This window comes from Pseudomonas sp. S04, from assembly GCF_009834545.1.
GTDB lineage: Bacteria > Pseudomonadota > Gammaproteobacteria > Pseudomonadales > Pseudomonadaceae > Aquipseudomonas.
Window position 1 is genome coordinate 1,289,547 of the sequence record NZ_CP019427.1, and the last position, 15,752, is coordinate 1,305,298.

The window sequence follows — 15,752 nt, forward strand, 5'->3', positions numbered from 1 at the left end:
TGGCAAGCCAGCTCCTACAAAAAAAGCCCGCGCAGCCTGAGAGGGCAGCGCGGGCTTTTTCGTTTTTGGCGTTTATACCTGCGCGGGAATGACTTCCAGCACACGGATCAGCTCCGGTGTCGGGTAATGCCATCGCACATCCAGATCCCAAAACTGCGCGCCATATTCCCGCTCGGATGTAGGAATTTGGTAGGCCGGGCGTGGGTCTTGTGCCAGACATTGCTCGATCAGCTCCACCAGCGGCTCTGCAAGGCGCTGAGCGTGCTCGTGAGCCTGTTGCAGCGCTGCGTCCGTCCACTGCACGGGAATCAGCTGCGGCGCGGCACTGGCGATGCTGTTGGAGGCTGTGTCGATGATGTCGGCGTAGGGGACGTAGGGTTTGATGTCCAGAACCGGCGTGCCATCGAGCAGGTCGATGCCCGAAATCCAAAGGCGATTCGCCTCGACCTTGTCCAGTTTCACCACTGACTGCCCGATGCCATTGGGACGGTGGGTTGCGCGCGTGGCAAACACGCCCATGGATTTGTTGCCGCCCAGGCGCGGTGGGCGCACCTTGAGCCGTGGCTTGTCTTCCAGGGCCTGGTGAAACAGGAACAGCAGCCAGACGTGACTGACCTGCTCCAGGCCCTGTACCGCATCACCCTGGTCGAACGGTGCCACCAGCTCCAGGATGCCCCGCGCGGCCGGGGCCAGTTGGGGCTGGCGGGGAATGGCGAACTTCTCCTTGAAGCAGGAGTGCACAAAACCGATGGGGGAAACGCTGTAGGTCATGGTTTGCGGTCGAGGCGGGATAGAGGCGGGCATGATACCCCGATCAGTCTGGATTCAGTTGTGCCTGTACCGGCCTCTTCGCGAGCAAGCCGCTCCCACAGGTTTTGTGTGCGCTCGAGAACCCTGTGGGAGCGTGGCTTGCCCGCGATGGCCTCACCGCCGATTTCAGAGACTGAATCCGCCATCCAGCGGAATGATGTTCCCGGTCATATACGCTCCAGCAGTGCTCGCCAGACTGATCGCCAGCGCCGCCATCTCTTCCACGCGGCCCCAGCGCTTCATCGGGATCAACGCCGTATCCTCGGCCAGTGCCAGTTCATCATTACCGATGTGCTGGGTCATCTTGCTCGGGAAGCGCCCCGGGGCAATCACGTTGACGTTGATGTGCTGGCTGACCAACTCCCTGGCGAGAATCCGCGACAGTTGGTGCAGGGCGGCCTTGCTCGGGCCGTAGGCGTAGGCCTGTTCACCGAAGGAGGAAATCCCGGCGACCGAGCCGATGTTGATGATCCGGGCCGGATTGGCGGCCGAACCGGCCTTGCGCAGCAGCGGCAGGAATTGCTGGATGCAGTTGAACACCGAGGTCACGTTCAACTGCATGACTTTTTCCCAGCCCTTGACTGGGTAGCTCTCCAGCGGCGCTCCCCAGGTGGTGCCGGCATTGTTCACCAGGATGTCCAGGTGGCTCACGCGTTCGCCGAGACGACTGGCCAATTGGGCGACGCCTTCTTCTGTGGCGAGGTTGGCCGCGATCGCGTGGCAGTGCCCCAGGGCGCCCAGTTCATCGGCTGTCTGTTGGCAGGCCTCGGCGTCGCGCGCGCAGACATACACCGTCGCTCCTGCTTCGACGAAGGCTTTGGCGATCATTTTGCCGATACCACGGGTGCCGCCGGTCACCAGAGCGGTGCGGCCTTGCAGGGAGAAGTAGGGGTGCATGGCGAATCCTGATAACTGAGGGTCACTACACCCTAGTCGTCAGCCGCGGGAAGCGGAGCCACTATTTTTACCGGGAATGTGCCGCCATACGGGCGGGTCGAGCTGCGGGCGATGGCGTTTAGAAGGGCGCCATCGCCGGCTGGCCGGCTCTTACTGCGGACGGACGCGCAGGGTCAGGCCCTTGAGGAAGTTGCGCAGCAACTGGTCGCCACACGGGCGGTAGTTGGTGTGGCCGAACTTGCGAAACAGTGCGCTCAGCTCCGGCTTGGACACCGGGAACTCGGAGGCCTTGAGGATGGCGTGCATGTCGTCTTCCTTCAGTTCGAAGGCCACGCGCAGTTTCTTCAGGATGATGTTGTTGGTCACCGGCGTTTCGATCGGCTGTGGCGGACGGCTTTCGTCCTTGCCACGCTTGAAAATCACCAGGCCATCGAGGAAATGCGCCATGACGTCGTCGGGGCAGAACACGAAACCTTCTTCCTCGTCTTTCTTGAGGTAGGTAACGAGGTCTTCCTTGGTGACGTCCATGCCGCCGAGTTTGATGATCTCGACGACCTTGTTGTCGCTGATGTCGAGCATGTAGCGCACGCTGCGCAGTACGTCGTTATGAATCATGTGTGCAGTCCTGATCATTCAGCTGTGGGCGTTGCCGGTACCGGCGACACCGAAATGAGTGGCAGCCTCAGAATTTCTCTTTGGCGGACAGATAGCGCCATTGGCCCAGCGGAACCTTGCCGATGGAAACTCCGCCGATACGGATGCGGCGGATGGCAATGACCTTGAGGCCGACCGCCTGGCAGAGCAGGGCGATGATTCCCGGTTGCGGGTTCTTCATCGCGAAGCGCAGGCGGTTTTCGTTCTGCCAGCTGGCTTTGACCGCTGGCAATTCCTTGCCCTTGTAGGTCAGGCCGTGGTTCAGGCGGTTGAGGCCGTGGGCGACCATGTCGCCTTCGACTTCGACCACATACTCTTGCTCGATCTTGCTCGCGTCGGCCGTGAGCTTGCGCAGGATCTTCCAGTCCTGGGTGAACACCAGCAGGCCGCTGGCGTTGGCCTGCAGGTCGGCACTGACGGTCAGGCGCAGGAAATGCCCCTTGAGCGGGCGCTTGCTGAAACGGTGCTCTTCGCTCAGGGTGTCGGCGCTGATCAATTGCTGGGCGCTCTCCACGTCCATGCCCGCAGGAGCATGCAGCAGGATGGTCACCGGCTCCGGCGCAGTGGCCTTGGCCTCGGGGTCGAGCGCGACTTTCTGGGTATCGACCTTGAACTGCGGCTCGTCGATGACTTCGCCGTCCACGGTGACCCAGCCGCCTTCAATGAACAGCTCAGCCTCCCGACGGGAACAGCCGACGAGTTCGATGAGGCGTTTGGAAAGACGAATCGGGTCAGTCATGACAGGGCCGTAACAAAAAGGGGGCAGGCATTGTACCTGCCTCGCGCCGGTTAATCGCGGATCCATTTGCCTTGTGTGGCTTTTAGCCGCGCAGGGCTTGCGGCCTGGACTGCTTCAAACGCATGTGCAGCAACGGATAGGGCTGGCCCATGCCGTCGACTGCCGAGCGTCCGATCACTTCAAACCCTTGCTTGTAGTAGAAGCCCAGGGCCTGTGGATTCTGCTCGTTGACGTCCAGTTCATCGGCATTCAGGTGTTGCATGGCGTACTGCAGTAACTGTTTGCCCAGGCCTTCACCACGATGCTGGGGGGCGATGAAGAGCATTTCGATCTTGCCGGCGGCAACCCCGGCGAAGCCGCTGATGTGCTGCTGTTTGTCGCGGGTGCAGATCAGCATCACCGCGTCGAGGTAGCGGGTGAGCACCAGATTGCGTAGCAACTCGATGTAGCTGTCTGGCAGAAAATCGTGGGTCGCACGCACTGATGCCTCCCAGACCTAGGTCAGTTCCTGATAATCGCTGAGTGTCGGTGTGTGGATGACCGAATGCTGACGCATGCCCGCCTGCCTCTTTTTAGTGGATAAGCAAACGATAGCCGTAAAAAAGCCCCGCATCTCATGAAAAAGAGCGGGGCTTTTTGGAGTCAGTGCAATCCGTAGGGGATGCCCTGTCTTAGATCTGTTCAGCCCACAGGTCGTACTCGTCGGCATCAGTCACCTTGCACCAGACTTTATCGCCTGGCTTGAGGTTGCTGCCGTTGTCGATAAATACGTTGCCGTCGATTTCCGGGGCATCGAAGAAGCAGCGGCCGACCGCGCCTTGCTCGTCGACTTCATCGACCAGCACTTCGATTTCCCGGCCGATACGCATTTGCAGGCGTGCCGAACTGATGGCCTGTTGGTGCGCCATGAAACGCTCCCAACGGTCCTGCTTGACGTCGTCCGGGACTACTTCCAGGTCCAGGTCGTTGGCCGGTGCGCCTTCTACCGGCGAGTACTGGAAGCAGCCCACGCGGTCGAGTTGCGCTTCGGTCAGCCAGTTCAACAGGTACTGGAAGTCTTCTTCGGTTTCGCCAGGGAAGCCGACGATGAAGGTCGAGCGGATGATCAGGTCCGGGCAGATTTCGCGCCAGTTCTTGATGCGCGCCAGGGTCTTGTCTTCGAAGGCCGGGCGTTTCATCGACTTGAGGACTTTCGGGCTGGCGTGCTGGAACGGGATGTCCAGGTACGGCAGGATCTTGCCAGCGGCCATCAGCGGGATCAACTCGTCGACGTGCGGGTACGGGTAAACGTAGTGCAGGCGCACCCAGACACCGAGGGTGCTGAGGGCTTCGCAGAGTTCGGTCATGCGGGTTTTCACCGGCGCGCCGTTCCAGAACCCGGTGCGGTACTTGACGTCAACGCCGTAGGCGCTGGTGTCCTGGGAGATAACCAGCAGTTCCTTGACGCCGGATTTGACCAGGCGCTGGGCTTCGTCCAGCACATCGCCCACCGGGCGGCTGACCAGCTTGCCGCGCATCGACGGGATGATGCAGAAGCTGCAGCTGTGGTTGCAGCCTTCGGAAATCTTCAGGTAGGCGTAGTGGCGCGGGGTCAGCTTGATGCCTTGTGGCGGCACCAGGTCGATCAGCGGGTTGTGATCCTGGCGCGGCGGCACGACCTGATGCACGGCATTGACCACTTGCTCGTACTGTTGCGGGCCGGTGACGGCCAGCACGCTTGGGTGCACGTTGCGGATATTGCCTTCTTCGACGCCCATGCAGCCGGTCACGATGACCTTGCCGTTTTCCTTGATGGCTTCGCCGATCACTTCCAGGGATTCGGCCTTGGCCGAGTCGATGAAGCCACAGGTGTTGACCACCACGACGTCCGCGTCCTGATAGGTGGACACGACGTCATAGCCTTCCATACGCAGTTGGGTAAGGATGCGCTCGGAGTCGACCAGCGCTTTTGGGCAGCCCAGGGATACGAAGCCAACCTTGGGGTTGGCCGACGCAGGAGTGGTGGACATGTCTAACCTCGGTATTTGTGACGCCTCCAGCCGGAAACGGCAAGGCGACAGACGGGCGCTTACAGCGCCTCTGATCAAAAAGTGCGCAATTCTAGCGATGGTCGGCCCTCTTGACCAGCTTTATGCAGGGAAATACGACGAGTGCTGCGCTATGCTTCGCGCCGTTGGGCTTTGCCGATTTCTTACAGTCAACAAAACGTCTGTAACGGAAAGTAAAACAGCGCATGCTGCACGATAAAGCGTCGTGCTTTTCCAAGGCAGTCCGGGTCTGGGTAGTAGGGGTGGTGGATGGGGCAGGCAAGTAGTCAGGCGGCAGGTTCCGAGCATTCGGCGGCCAAGCCGATCGGCATGCTGGTGGCGGCAGTTGGGGTGGTTTACGGCGATATCGGCACGAGCCCGCTGTACACCCTCAAGGAGGTCTTCTCCGGGAACTATGGCGTACCGGTCAACCATGACGGCGTCCTGGGGATTCTGGCACTGATCTTCTGGTCGTTGATCTGGGTGGTGTCGATCAAGTACATGATGTTTGTCCTGCGTGCCGACAACCAGGGCGAAGGCGGGATCATGGCCTTGACCGCGTTGGCGCGGCGAGCGGCGGCCGGGCATGCCCGATTGCGCACCTTGCTGGTGGTCTGTGGGCTGATCGGTGCAGCGCTGTTTTATGGCGACAGCATGATTACCCCGGCGATTTCCGTGCTCTCGGCGATTGAAGGCCTGGGACTGGCATTCGACGGCATTGACCACTGGGTGGTGCCACTGTCGCTGGTGGTGCTGGTGGCGCTATTCCTGATCCAACGCCATGGCACTGCGCGTATCGGCATTCTGTTCGGGCCGATCATGGTCACCTGGTTTCTGGTGCTGGGCGCGCTGGGTGTCTACGGCATCCTGCAACATCCGGAAGTGCTGCAGGCGATGAACCCGGTCTGGGGTGTGCGCTTCTTCATTGTCCACCCGGGCATGGGCGTGGCAATCCTCGGTGCGGTGGTGCTGGCATTGACCGGTGCCGAAGCGCTGTACGCCGACATGGGCCACTTCGGCCGCAAGCCGATTGCCCGTGCCTGGTTCATCCTGGTACTGCCGGCGCTGGTGCTGAATTACTTCGGCCAGGGCGCATTGCTGCTCGGCGATCCGAGCGCGGCCCGCAACCCCTTTTATCTGCTGGCGCCAAGCTGGGCCTTGATTCCGTTGGTCGGCCTGTCGACCCTGGCCACGGTGATTGCCTCCCAGGCGGTGATTTCCGGGGCGTTCTCCCTGACCCGCCAGGCGATCCAGCTCGGCTACATTCCGCGCATGCACATCCAGCACACCTCCAGTGCCGAACAGGGCCAGATCTACATTGGCGCGGTGAACTGGTCGCTGATGGTCGGGGTGATCCTGCTGGTGCTCGGGTTTGAATCCTCCGGGGCGTTGGCCTCGGCGTACGGAGTGGCGGTGACGGGCACCATGCTGATGACCACCATCCTGGTGTCGGCGGTCATGCTGTTGCTGTGGAAATGGCCTCCACTGCTCGCCGTCCCGGTGTTGCTGGGCTTCTTGCTGGTGGACGGTCTGTATTTCGCCGCCAACGTGCCGAAAATCGTCCAGGGCGGGGCCTTTCCGGTAATCGCCGGTCTGGCGCTGTTCGTCCTGATGACCACCTGGAAACGCGGTAAACAACTGTTGGTCGAGCGGATGGACGAGGGCGGCCTGCCTTTGCCGATCTTCATCAGCAGCATCCGTGTGCAGCCACCCCATCGGGTCCAGGGTACGGCGGTGTTCCTCACCGCACGCCCGGACGCGGTGCCCCACGCGTTGTTGCACAACCTGCTGCATAACCAGGTGCTGCACGAGCAGGTAGTGCTGCTGACCGTGGTCTACGAAGACATCCCACGGGTACCGCCAGCGCGGCGCTTTGAAGTCGAGGCCCACGGCGAAGGGTTCTTCCGGGTGATCCTGCACTTTGGTTTCGTCGACGAGCCGGACGTGCCGCAGGCGCTGAAGCTGTGTCATCTCGATGAGCTGGACTTCAGCCCGATGCGCACCACCTACTTCCTCAGCCGCGAGACGGTGATCGCCTCCAAGCTCGAAGGCATGGCCCGCTGGCGCGAAGCGTTGTTCGCCTTCATGTTGAAAAACGCCAACGGCAACCTGCGCTTCTTCAATCTGCCACTGAACCGGGTGATTGAGTTGGGGACGCAGGTGGAGATGTAAGCGTTGCTGGATGAAGAAGCCCCTGCCACCTCAAGGTTGCGGGGGCTTTTTCGTCTAAGGGGTTTTAGCGCTACGGTTCGAGGGGGTTCTAAGCTCAGTCACTGTCCCTGCTGTTTGCGAATTGGCAGACGATCTGCAGGTTTGCCCAGTGAAAACTGACAAGTATCGAAAGATCTTGACTGCTCGACATTTCCAATGAGACAAGTGTCCACGTTTTATGGAGCGTGGACACTTGGAGTTTTTAGCTTCATGAAGAGTCAAGATATTTTGCTTTTGTTCAAGATGGCCAGCTTGCATGCCCAGGAAGAAAATCTTTTTGGGAAGATGGAGTCTGAGTCGAATTCGAACACGGTTGAAGAGTTGTTGAAGCCCCAGCAGATCAATCGAATGACGGCAGGGGGGCGAGTAGGGCTGCCGCTGGACAGCTACCCCATTGATGGTGAAGAAACTGTATTCCGCCGCCAGGAGTTCGACTTGCCCTTGGGGGATGAGGATGGGTGGGAAGGGTGGTCGGAGCCTGTGCCTTCTCCACCGCTGGCGAGCTGGAGTGAGGGTTACTCGTTGCGTGCGTTATCTGCGTCTCTTGGGATAAGCAAAAGTGAAGTTTCAAATTCTATGGCTAGGTGCCGTGAGTCCGGAATTCTCACCAATGACTACGACACCGGGTTTGCGAAAGTTAATCGGCGAGAGCTGCTGAAAATTACCGAGCACGCTCTGAAATACTTTTTCCCCGTGAAACCGGGCGCGATGGTTCGCGGTATTCCAACAGGCTTCGCAGCTCCGGCCCTTTCCAAAAGCATCAAGAGCGCTGGCGGGTTGATTCCGGTTTGGCCTGATGCACTCGGAACTGAGCGTGGTCAGGCGATAGTGCCGCTCTACAAGACAGTGCCGGAAGCGGTGAAGAGGGACAGAATCCTTTATCACTATCTTGCGCTTGCTGACGCGATCCGTCTTGGTGGCCCGCGAGAGCGTGGTGTGGCGGTCAACATTCTGAAAGCAGGGATGGGGCTGAAATAACATGTCATCAAACGCGGATCACAACTACGAACTCATAGAGTTTGTGGCAGACGGCTTGGGGCAGGCGTTTCTCGCTGAAGTTGCCTTTGTCGGCGGTTGCACCACGGCCATGCTGGTCACTGATGCTGCTGTGCTGGACGACATCCGGTTCACCGATGATGTCGACTTGGTGATCGAGCTGGCAGGCATTAGCGCCTGGCAACACCTCATAGAGCGGCTGGCGACCAAGCACTTCAAGATCACCGGTGAGGATGAAGTCAACTGTCGTTTCCGTTTCAACGACGTCGTCGTTGACGTGATGCCTTCTGACCCTGAAGTTCTCGGATATGCCAACCGTTGGTTCGTGGAGGGACTGGCGAGGGCCGATAAATTTACGTTGCCCAGCGGTACCGTAATCCAGATATTTAAACCGACCTACTTTCTTGCGACGAAACTAGAGGCTTTTAGCGGTCGTGGCGAGGGTGATCCCTACCATAAAGACGTCGAAGACATAATCATCTTGATTGATGGTCGTACAGAGCTTTTGGAGGAGGTTCGCCACGCTGAGTCTGAGCTCAAAGCGTTCATCACGACTGGAATTCGAGAGCTCACGGTGCTCAGTGGTATCGACTACGTGATTGAAAGCTCGGGTTCGGTGCAGGCTAATCCGGGTAGGGGGCGAATCATTCACGAGCGTATGAAGGACCTGGGCAACGCATGAGATACGGCACCAGATCAGTAATAGGGCGGACCAGGAAAGCCAATCATGATTGTGCTGGAGCTCTCTGCGATGGCGACAGAGGGCTATTCGTCATCACGGACGGTACGGCGAAGCCAGGCAGTGGTGATCTTGCTGAAGGCTTTGTAAAAGGTGTTTTAGCGGCCTACCCGAAACATATGGATCGGGAGGGCGATCTCACTGAGGAGGGAGCAGTTGAGCGGGTACTTGCTTCAGTGCTGGCTGAGCTTCACCTTGCTTTATTTGCGGGCCAGACTGGGGCCACCTGTTACCTGATCGGTTTCGCTGCTCATGGGAGGCTCACGCTTGCGTATGAGGGGGACTGTTCGTGTGGTGTAGTGACAACGGCAGGCACGATCGAGTGGATTACACCACCCCATTGCAAGGCCAATTGGAGGCGCGACCGTTCGCACCTTGAGCTGGCGCAAGATCCGGCTCGAAACAGAATAACCCGATGCCTGAAAGTTGATCGTCCCCCGAACCCTGACTTTGTTTTTCACCCATTGGCCGTCGATGAGCGATTGGTGTTCGTAACCGACGGCTTTTGGGCGGAGTTAACGCAGGAGCAGCAACGCAGCTTGCTGGCAGCACCGGATAGTGACTTTGTCGCTGTTGAAGATGACGTGACATGGATAGATGTTCAGTTTTAGCCTTGGAAGTTCAGAGCATCCGCATGAAGTTCGGCGAGTTGGTAGCGCTTCATGCTTGTACATGTAAAAAAGCCCTCGCGGCCTAATGGCAGCGGGGGCTTTTTGTTGGGGGGGCGCACTCAGTCTTCAGCGACCTTGTCAGCGCCCTGGCGCTTCTCGATGATGTCCACCAGGCGCTGGGCCAGGGCTGGGTAATTCTCGTCGAAGTGGTGCCCGCCTGGCAGCTTCATGGCTTGGCCCACGGCGGTCTTATCGGTGCAGCCGCTCTCGTCGGCTTCTTCCTCGCCGTAGATGCACACCACTTTGGCGGCAGGCAACTTGGCCATTTCCGGGCCGGTGGCGGCTTCCTTGCCGGCGTTGCCGAGCCAGCCTTCGACTTCGATCTCGAAGCTGCCAGTGCGGGCGAAGGCCAGCAGGATGATCGCGTCGACCCGTTGCTGCTCCGATTCCGCCAGGCGGTTGTAGATGGCGGGCAGAACGTCGGCACCAAATGAGTAGCCGGTGAGGATGAAGCGCTTGGTGCCCCATTTCTGCCGGTAGTGCTGCATCAGCTCGGCGAGGTCGATGGCGCTCTGCTCGGGGCTTTTGTGCTGCCAGTAGTAGCGCAGGGTGTCGATGCCGACCACCGGGTAGCCGATCTTGGCCATTTCACCGGCCACGTCGCGGTCCAGGTCGCGCCAGCCGCCGTCGCCGGAGAGGAACAAGGTGACGGTGTCCTTGGCCTGGCCGGCAGGCACTTCGACCACCGGAATGTTCAGGCCGCCATTGCCCTTGTCGGCACCGATCAGCAGCTTGCGCAGTTCGTTGTTCAGCACCTGCGGCAGGTTGATGTCGTAGTCGCTGATGCTGGTTTGCGCATTGGCCTGGTCCCGTACGAAACCGGCACTGGTGTCGTCGGGGTTATCGTTCCACGCTACCAGCCAGTGGCCGTGGGCGGCGCTTTTTGGCAGCAGATGAGTGCAACCGGGTTTCTCCAGGGCCAGGTCGACCGAGACCGCCTGGGACTTGTCGTCCTTCTGCTCGGCCAGCCAGCGCCACGCCAGCACCGCGCCGGGGCCGATACCGCTGACCAGGGTGGCTGGGCCGTTGAGCTGCTTGAGCGCCGACTGCAGGGCACGTCCTTGCAACATGCAGTCCTTGGGCAGGATCACCTGGACGATTTCTGCCGCGCCGCCACGGCTGAGGGTGATCAACTGGGTGTCGCTGAGCTTCTGCTCTGCATTGACCGCGACGATCACCTGGGCGCGCGCCTGGGTGCCCGGAATGACCCGGGTCATGGGCGCGCCGTCAGCCGGCGTCAACAGTTCCACGGTGGGTTGTGGGGCTGGACGGTTCCAGTACCAGTAACCACCGCCAAGGATCACAGCCAGAGCCACCAGAGTGGCCAATACATACCGCCAGGAGCGTTGAATCATCAGCGTTTCACCAATCCAGTCAAGCCGCCCGCAATCAGGGCGGCGGTATCGGCCAGTGCCACCAGCGGATCGAGTCCGGCGGGCACGGCCATGTAACGAGGTTCCCAGTCAGGCTGGAACTTGTCTTTGAAGCGGCGCAGCCCCTGGAAATTGTAGAGCTGCTCGCCCCGGCGAAACACCATTGAGCCGAGGCGCTGGGTCAGTGGCGCGCCACGCCGGGGTTGCAAGCCCGACAATGGCACCATGCCCAGGCTGAAGCGTGCATAGCCGTGGTTCTTATAATGCTGAATCAGGCCGACCATCATGAATTCCATGGTCAACTTGGGGGCGTCCGGGTGCGCGCGCATCAGGTCGAGGCTGGCCAGGTCGTGGCTGTAGGTCTCGAGCAGGTTGGCAAATGCCACCGGGCGCCCCTCAAAACGAATGATCGCAATGCGAAAGTGCTTCAGGTAGTCATCGCTGAAGCGGCCCAGGGAGAAGCCTTTCTCGCGCACGTTCTTGCCGGTGAGCCAGGCATCGGAAATCACTTTCAGCTCGTCCATCGGCGCCTGGCCGGGCTCGTGGATTTCCAACGACAGGCCATCACGGGTGCCGCGGTTCCAGGTGTAGCGCAGGTCCTTCATCTCCTTGCCCTTGGCTTCGAGGTCAAAGCGCAGCAGGTCGACCCGCGCCTCTTCGCCGAGCTTGATGGCGGTCAGGCCGATGTCCATGTAGTAGGGCAGGTTTTCTGCGCGCACCTGATAAAACACCGGGCGGGCGTGATGCAGGTCGCAGAGGTCGCGGAACTGCCAGATCATCTCGGCACGCTGCTGCGGCTGGCCGATCGGGTCGTACAGGGCAACCAGGCTGCGGCCGCGCCGGGCATACATCAAGAAGGCGTCGCCGTTGGGGTGGAACAGCAACGCCTTGTCCCCGGTCAGGGCCAGGCCGCCGTCCGGTTGGGCCGAGGCCATCAGGATCTTCTGCGCTTTTGCCAGGTCAGTGGCGTCGGGCAGGTCAATGGCCGGGCGGGCAGTGCGCAGCAGCCAGGTCAGCGACACCACCACCAGCAGCACCGCGGCACCGAGCAGCGAACGCAAGCCGCGCGGTGCATCGGAATCCAGGGTGAACTGCCACCATAGTTGGTGGCTGTAGGGCACATCCTGGTAGGCGAATAGCAGCAGCCAGATCGACGCAGCCAACACGCACACGCTGGCCACCAGGTACAGCGGCGAGAAGGGCAGTTCGGTCAGGCGACTGGGGCGATAGAACGAGCGGCGGAAGATCGCCAGCAGGCTGGCCGTCAGGATCAGCAGGCTGGCTTCTTCCCAGTCAAAGCCCTTGAGCAGCGACAGCAAGGCACCGGCCAGCAGCAGCACGGTGGTGAGCATCCAGGCGGCCGACAGGCGCCGGCGCAGGCCCTGGGCCAGCAACAGGCACAGTACGCCGATCAGGCTGGCGCCGAAGTGCGAGGCGTCGATCAGGCGATGGGGGATCAGAAAGCCGATGTGTTCCAGGCGGGTGTCGATCTCCGGTGTGGCGCCGGAAAACAGCAGGACCACCCCAGACAGGAACACCAGCACCGCGAGCACCGGCGCGGCGAGGCCGGAAGCGGTGCGCAGCGCCTCACGGCTGTTGAACAGGCGTTGGGCCTCATTGATCAACAGCAGCAGGCAGGCCACCAGCATTGGCAGGATCACATAGATCAGGCGATACAGCAGCAGGGCGGCGGCCAGCGGCGCGGCGCCGAGCTTGTCGGCAAAGGCTGCCAGCAGAATGGCCTCGAACACGCCTACGCCACCGGGCACGTGGCTGAGCACGCCCGCGGCCAGGGCCAGCAGGTAGACCAGCAGGAATGCACCGAATGGCGGGGTTTCCGGCAGCAGCAGATACAACACGGTGGCAGCCGCGGCGACGTCGAGCGCGGTGATGATCAGTTGCAGGAAGGTCAGGCGCCGGCCCGGCAGGCGCAGGGTGCGGCGCCCGGCACGCACCAGCAGGTTGTCCGGGTAGGGTTGCTCGGGCAGGCGCCGCCGGTAGATGCCAATCGCCAGGACCGCACAGAGCAGCAGCACGGCAATTGCGATGCCGCCCAGCAGGGCCTCGGACAAGTGCAGGGCGGCAGAGGCGGCCGGCAGGTTGCTCAGGGTCGCCAGGGCTGCCAGCGGGGGCAGGGCGCAGCCCAGGGACAGGCTGGCAAACAGGGTCATGTGGGCGACTTCCGAAGCCCCGAGGCCGTGACGCGCGTAGAGCCGGTAACGCACCGAGCCCCCCGAGAGCAATGACAGGCCTATGGCGTTGCCAATGGCAAATGCGCTGAAGCCGCCGAACATCAGGCTGCGGGCCGGTAGGCTTACACCGGCATAGCGCGATGCCGACCACTCATAGCCGAGCAGGATGATGAAGCCGACGATCGTTGCACCCAGGGCGCCGAGCAAGGCCGGTTGTGGCACTTGCAGGATGGAGTCATGCAGGGCGTAGAGATCCAGTTCGCTTAATAGATGGCGACAGGCAATCAAGGCAATCGCGAACAGCAACAAGGTCACGGCCAGGCCGATGGGCTGGCGGTACTTGCTGAGCAGATCCAGCCAATGCAGGCGTGTGGCTTTGATCGGTTGGGTCGCAGTGACGGTGTCTTGTGAATCAGACGAGTTGGCGCGCATCAATCACCTCTTGGATTGTGCGCGACAGGATGGGGGTATCCAGCCAAGTTACCAATCCCTGTAGTAAAAAATAGTTACAAATACTGACGCCTGCCATTGAGCCTTGGCGCGTGGGCGCGATTCAACGCTGGAAGGGTCGCCTGCGATTGAGCATAGCTTGATGGATCTGGGAGGGCGGCAAAGGTTCGCAGTACCTTGCCAGGCCATTGTTGCGAAAGGGCTTTTTCTGCAGATACAAAAAAGGCCACTCTTTCGAGTAGCCTTTTTTGATGTTTGGTTGCGGGAGCCGGATTTGAACCGACGACCTTCGGGTTATGAGCCCGACGAGCTACCAGACTGCTCCATCCCGCGTCTGTGTGGCGGCATTCTACAGAGGAACGCCGGGGTGTCAACCGTTAATCGTGGATTGGGTCAAATAAACGTAAATTGCCCTGGAAAGACGCGGGGGCTGCACTTAAGTGTCAGAAGCATAACGAGAATTTGTCGCGTCTCGGTTATGTCTTCAAAGGCTGTGGGCAAAAACACCCACGCACAAAAAAGGCCACTCTTTCGAGTAGCCTTTTTTGATGTTTGGTTGCGGGAGCCGGATTTGAACCGACGACCTTCGGGTTATGAGCCCGACGAGCTACCAGACTGCTCCATCCCGCGTCTGTGTGTCGGCATTCTACAGAGGATCGCTGGGGTGTCAACCGCTAACTGAGAAAAATCTGTTCCTGTTCAAGCGCTTAGCGCTTATGCGGGAGATGCCTGGAGGGCTGCAGGGCTTGCCCCGTAAGGCTCTCAGCTCTATTGATGGTCTGATTTCGATTAATAAAATAAATCCATCCTGGCGCTATTGTCTGCTGTAACAGAAGATTAAAAGCACTGGTGCTATATACAGGTGTCAGTGAGATACTGGTGATCTGACTGATATTTGTCCTTTTTCCTTCAGCGAACACCGCCTTTTATGACTCAACGCAAAATCATTCACGTCGACTGTGACTGCTTTTATGCAGCCATCGAGATGCGTGACGACCCAACGCTGGCCAGTAAACCGCTGGCGGTGGGTGGTTCCGCGGATCGGCGGGGGGTGATTGCGACCTGCAACTATGAAGCCCGGGCCTATGGCGTACGGTCGGCAATGTCTTCGCGCCATGCGTTGAAGCTGTGTCCGGACCTGGTCATCGTCAAGCCGCGCATGGACGCTTACCGCGAGGCATCCAAGGAAATCCAGGCGATCTTTCGTGACTACACCGACCTGATCGAGCCGTTGTCGCTGGATGAGGCTTACCTGGATGTGTCCGACTGTGGGCATTTTGCCGGCAGCGCCACGCGGATTGCCCAGGACATCCGCCGGCGCGTCTCCAATCAGTTGCACATCACGGTGTCGGCCGGGGTGGCGCCAAACAAGTTTTTAGCAAAAATCGCCAGCGACTGGAAAAAGCCCAACGGACTGTTCGTGATCACGCCGGATCAGGTCGAGGATTTTGTCTCACAGTTACCAGTGAGCAAGTTGCATGGCGTCGGTAAGGTCACGGCGGACAAGCTGGCGCGCCTGGGTATCGTCGATTGCCTGCAACTGCGCGAGTGGAACAAGCTGGCGCTGGTGCGTGAATTTGGCAGTTTTGGCGAGCGCTTATGGAGTCTGGCTCGTGGGATTGATGAGCGGGCAGTGCAAAACGACAGTCGCCGGCAATCGGTGAGCGTGGAGAATACCTACGATGTCGACCTGCCCGACCTGGTCAGTTGCCTGGACAAGCTGCCCGAGCTGCTGGAAAGCCTGAATGGACGCATGGCGCGCATCGACAGCAGTTACCGTCCGGGCAAGCCGTTCGTGAAGGTCAAGTTCCATGACTTTACCCAGACCACCCTGGAACAGGCTGGGGCAGGGCGTGACCTGGGCAGTTATCAGCTGTTGCTGACTCAGGCGTTCAATCGGGGTGGCAAGCCGGTGCGGTTGTTGGGGATTGGCGTGCGATTGCAGGATTTGCGCGGTGGGTTCGAGCAGTTGGACCTGTTCGGGCGCTAGAAA

General features: G+C 60.2%; 12 protein-coding genes, 2 tRNA genes and 1 pseudogene. 5 read left to right on the forward strand and 10 right to left on the reverse strand.

Going from position 1 to position 15,752, the window contains the following annotated elements:
- Positions 1–72: 72 nt before the first annotated feature.
- The 6 genes and pseudogenes from tsaA to rimO form a co-directional block, all read right to left on the reverse strand.
- Complete coding sequence (tsaA, locus tag PspS04_RS05555) at positions 73–771, reverse strand: tRNA (N6-threonylcarbamoyladenosine(37)-N6)-methyltransferase TrmO (RefSeq protein WP_159998742.1); 699 nt, start codon at positions 769–771, stop codon at positions 73–75.
- A gap of 165 nt (positions 772–936) precedes the next feature.
- The gene (locus PspS04_RS05560) at positions 937–1,707 is read right to left on the reverse strand and encodes an SDR family oxidoreductase (RefSeq protein ID WP_159994069.1); all 771 of its coding nucleotides are present in this window, start codon (positions 1,705–1,707) and stop codon (positions 937–939) included.
- A 150-nt stretch (positions 1,708–1,857) separates the two neighbouring features.
- Positions 1,858–2,322 carry a DUF1456 family protein gene (locus PspS04_RS05565; RefSeq protein WP_095166883.1) on the reverse strand — a complete coding sequence of 155 codons (465 nt, stop codon included), beginning with the start codon at positions 2,320–2,322 and terminating at the stop codon, positions 1,858–1,860.
- A 67-nt stretch (positions 2,323–2,389) separates the two neighbouring features.
- On the reverse strand, positions 2,390–3,100 hold the full coding sequence (locus PspS04_RS05570; protein WP_159994071.1) for an rRNA pseudouridine synthase: 711 nt from the start codon (positions 3,098–3,100) through the stop codon (positions 2,390–2,392).
- A gap of 82 nt (positions 3,101–3,182) precedes the next feature.
- Positions 3,183–3,656: pseudogene (locus PspS04_RS05575) on the reverse strand (GNAT family N-acetyltransferase).
- Positions 3,657–3,771: 115 nt separating this feature from the next.
- A complete protein-coding gene (gene rimO / locus PspS04_RS05580) occupies positions 3,772–5,109 on the reverse strand; it encodes a 30S ribosomal protein S12 methylthiotransferase RimO (protein WP_095166890.1) in 1,338 nt (445 codons plus the stop codon).
- Between the two features lie 288 nt (positions 5,110–5,397).
- On the opposite strand from rimO, the gene PspS04_RS05585 reads away from it, so the two are divergent.
- The 4 genes from PspS04_RS05585 to PspS04_RS05600 all read left to right on the forward strand — a co-directional run bounded on the left by PspS04_RS05585 (position 5,398) and on the right by PspS04_RS05600 (position 9,684).
- Positions 5,398–7,299 carry a potassium transporter Kup gene (locus tag PspS04_RS05585; protein ID WP_095166894.1) on the forward strand — a complete coding sequence of 634 codons (1,902 nt, stop codon included), beginning with the start codon at positions 5,398–5,400 and terminating at the stop codon, positions 7,297–7,299.
- Between the two features lie 249 nt (positions 7,300–7,548).
- Positions 7,549–8,316 (forward strand): MarR family transcriptional regulator, encoded by a 768-nt coding sequence (locus PspS04_RS05590; protein WP_159994073.1) that lies wholly within the window; start codon positions 7,549–7,551, stop codon positions 8,314–8,316.
- Between the two features lies 1 nt (position 8,317).
- Positions 8,318–9,016, forward strand: coding sequence for a hypothetical protein (locus tag PspS04_RS05595; protein ID WP_159994075.1), 699 nt, complete (start codon positions 8,318–8,320; stop codon positions 9,014–9,016).
- The gene (locus PspS04_RS05600; RefSeq protein ID WP_159994077.1) at positions 9,013–9,684 is read left to right on the forward strand and encodes a PP2C family protein-serine/threonine phosphatase; all 672 of its coding nucleotides are present in this window, start codon (positions 9,013–9,015) and stop codon (positions 9,682–9,684) included. Before PspS04_RS05595 ends, PspS04_RS05600 begins: the two co-directional genes overlap by 4 nt.
- Positions 9,685–9,803: 119 nt before the next feature.
- On the opposite strand, the gene PspS04_RS05605 is transcribed toward PspS04_RS05600, so the two are convergent.
- From PspS04_RS05605 to PspS04_RS05620, 4 genes are all read right to left on the reverse strand, one after another.
- Positions 9,804–11,099 (reverse strand): virulence factor family protein, encoded by a 1,296-nt coding sequence (locus tag PspS04_RS05605; RefSeq protein ID WP_095166896.1) that lies wholly within the window; start codon positions 11,097–11,099, stop codon positions 9,804–9,806.
- Positions 11,099–13,741, reverse strand: coding sequence for a bifunctional lysylphosphatidylglycerol flippase/synthetase MprF (gene mprF, locus PspS04_RS05610; RefSeq protein ID WP_095166898.1), 2,643 nt, complete (start codon positions 13,739–13,741; stop codon positions 11,099–11,101). Before mprF ends, PspS04_RS05605 begins: the two co-directional genes overlap by 1 nt.
- Before the next feature lie 274 nt (positions 13,742–14,015).
- Positions 14,016–14,092: transfer RNA gene (locus PspS04_RS05615), tRNA-Met, on the reverse strand.
- 220 nt (positions 14,093–14,312) lie between these two features.
- Positions 14,313–14,389: transfer RNA gene (locus PspS04_RS05620), tRNA-Met, on the reverse strand.
- Positions 14,390–14,687: 298 nt separating this feature from the next.
- Between PspS04_RS05620 and dinB the strand changes: the two genes are divergently transcribed.
- A complete protein-coding gene (dinB, locus tag PspS04_RS05625) occupies positions 14,688–15,749 on the forward strand; it encodes a DNA polymerase IV (RefSeq protein WP_095166900.1) in 1,062 nt (353 codons plus the stop codon).
- The last annotated feature ends 3 nt before the right edge of the window (positions 15,750–15,752 follow it).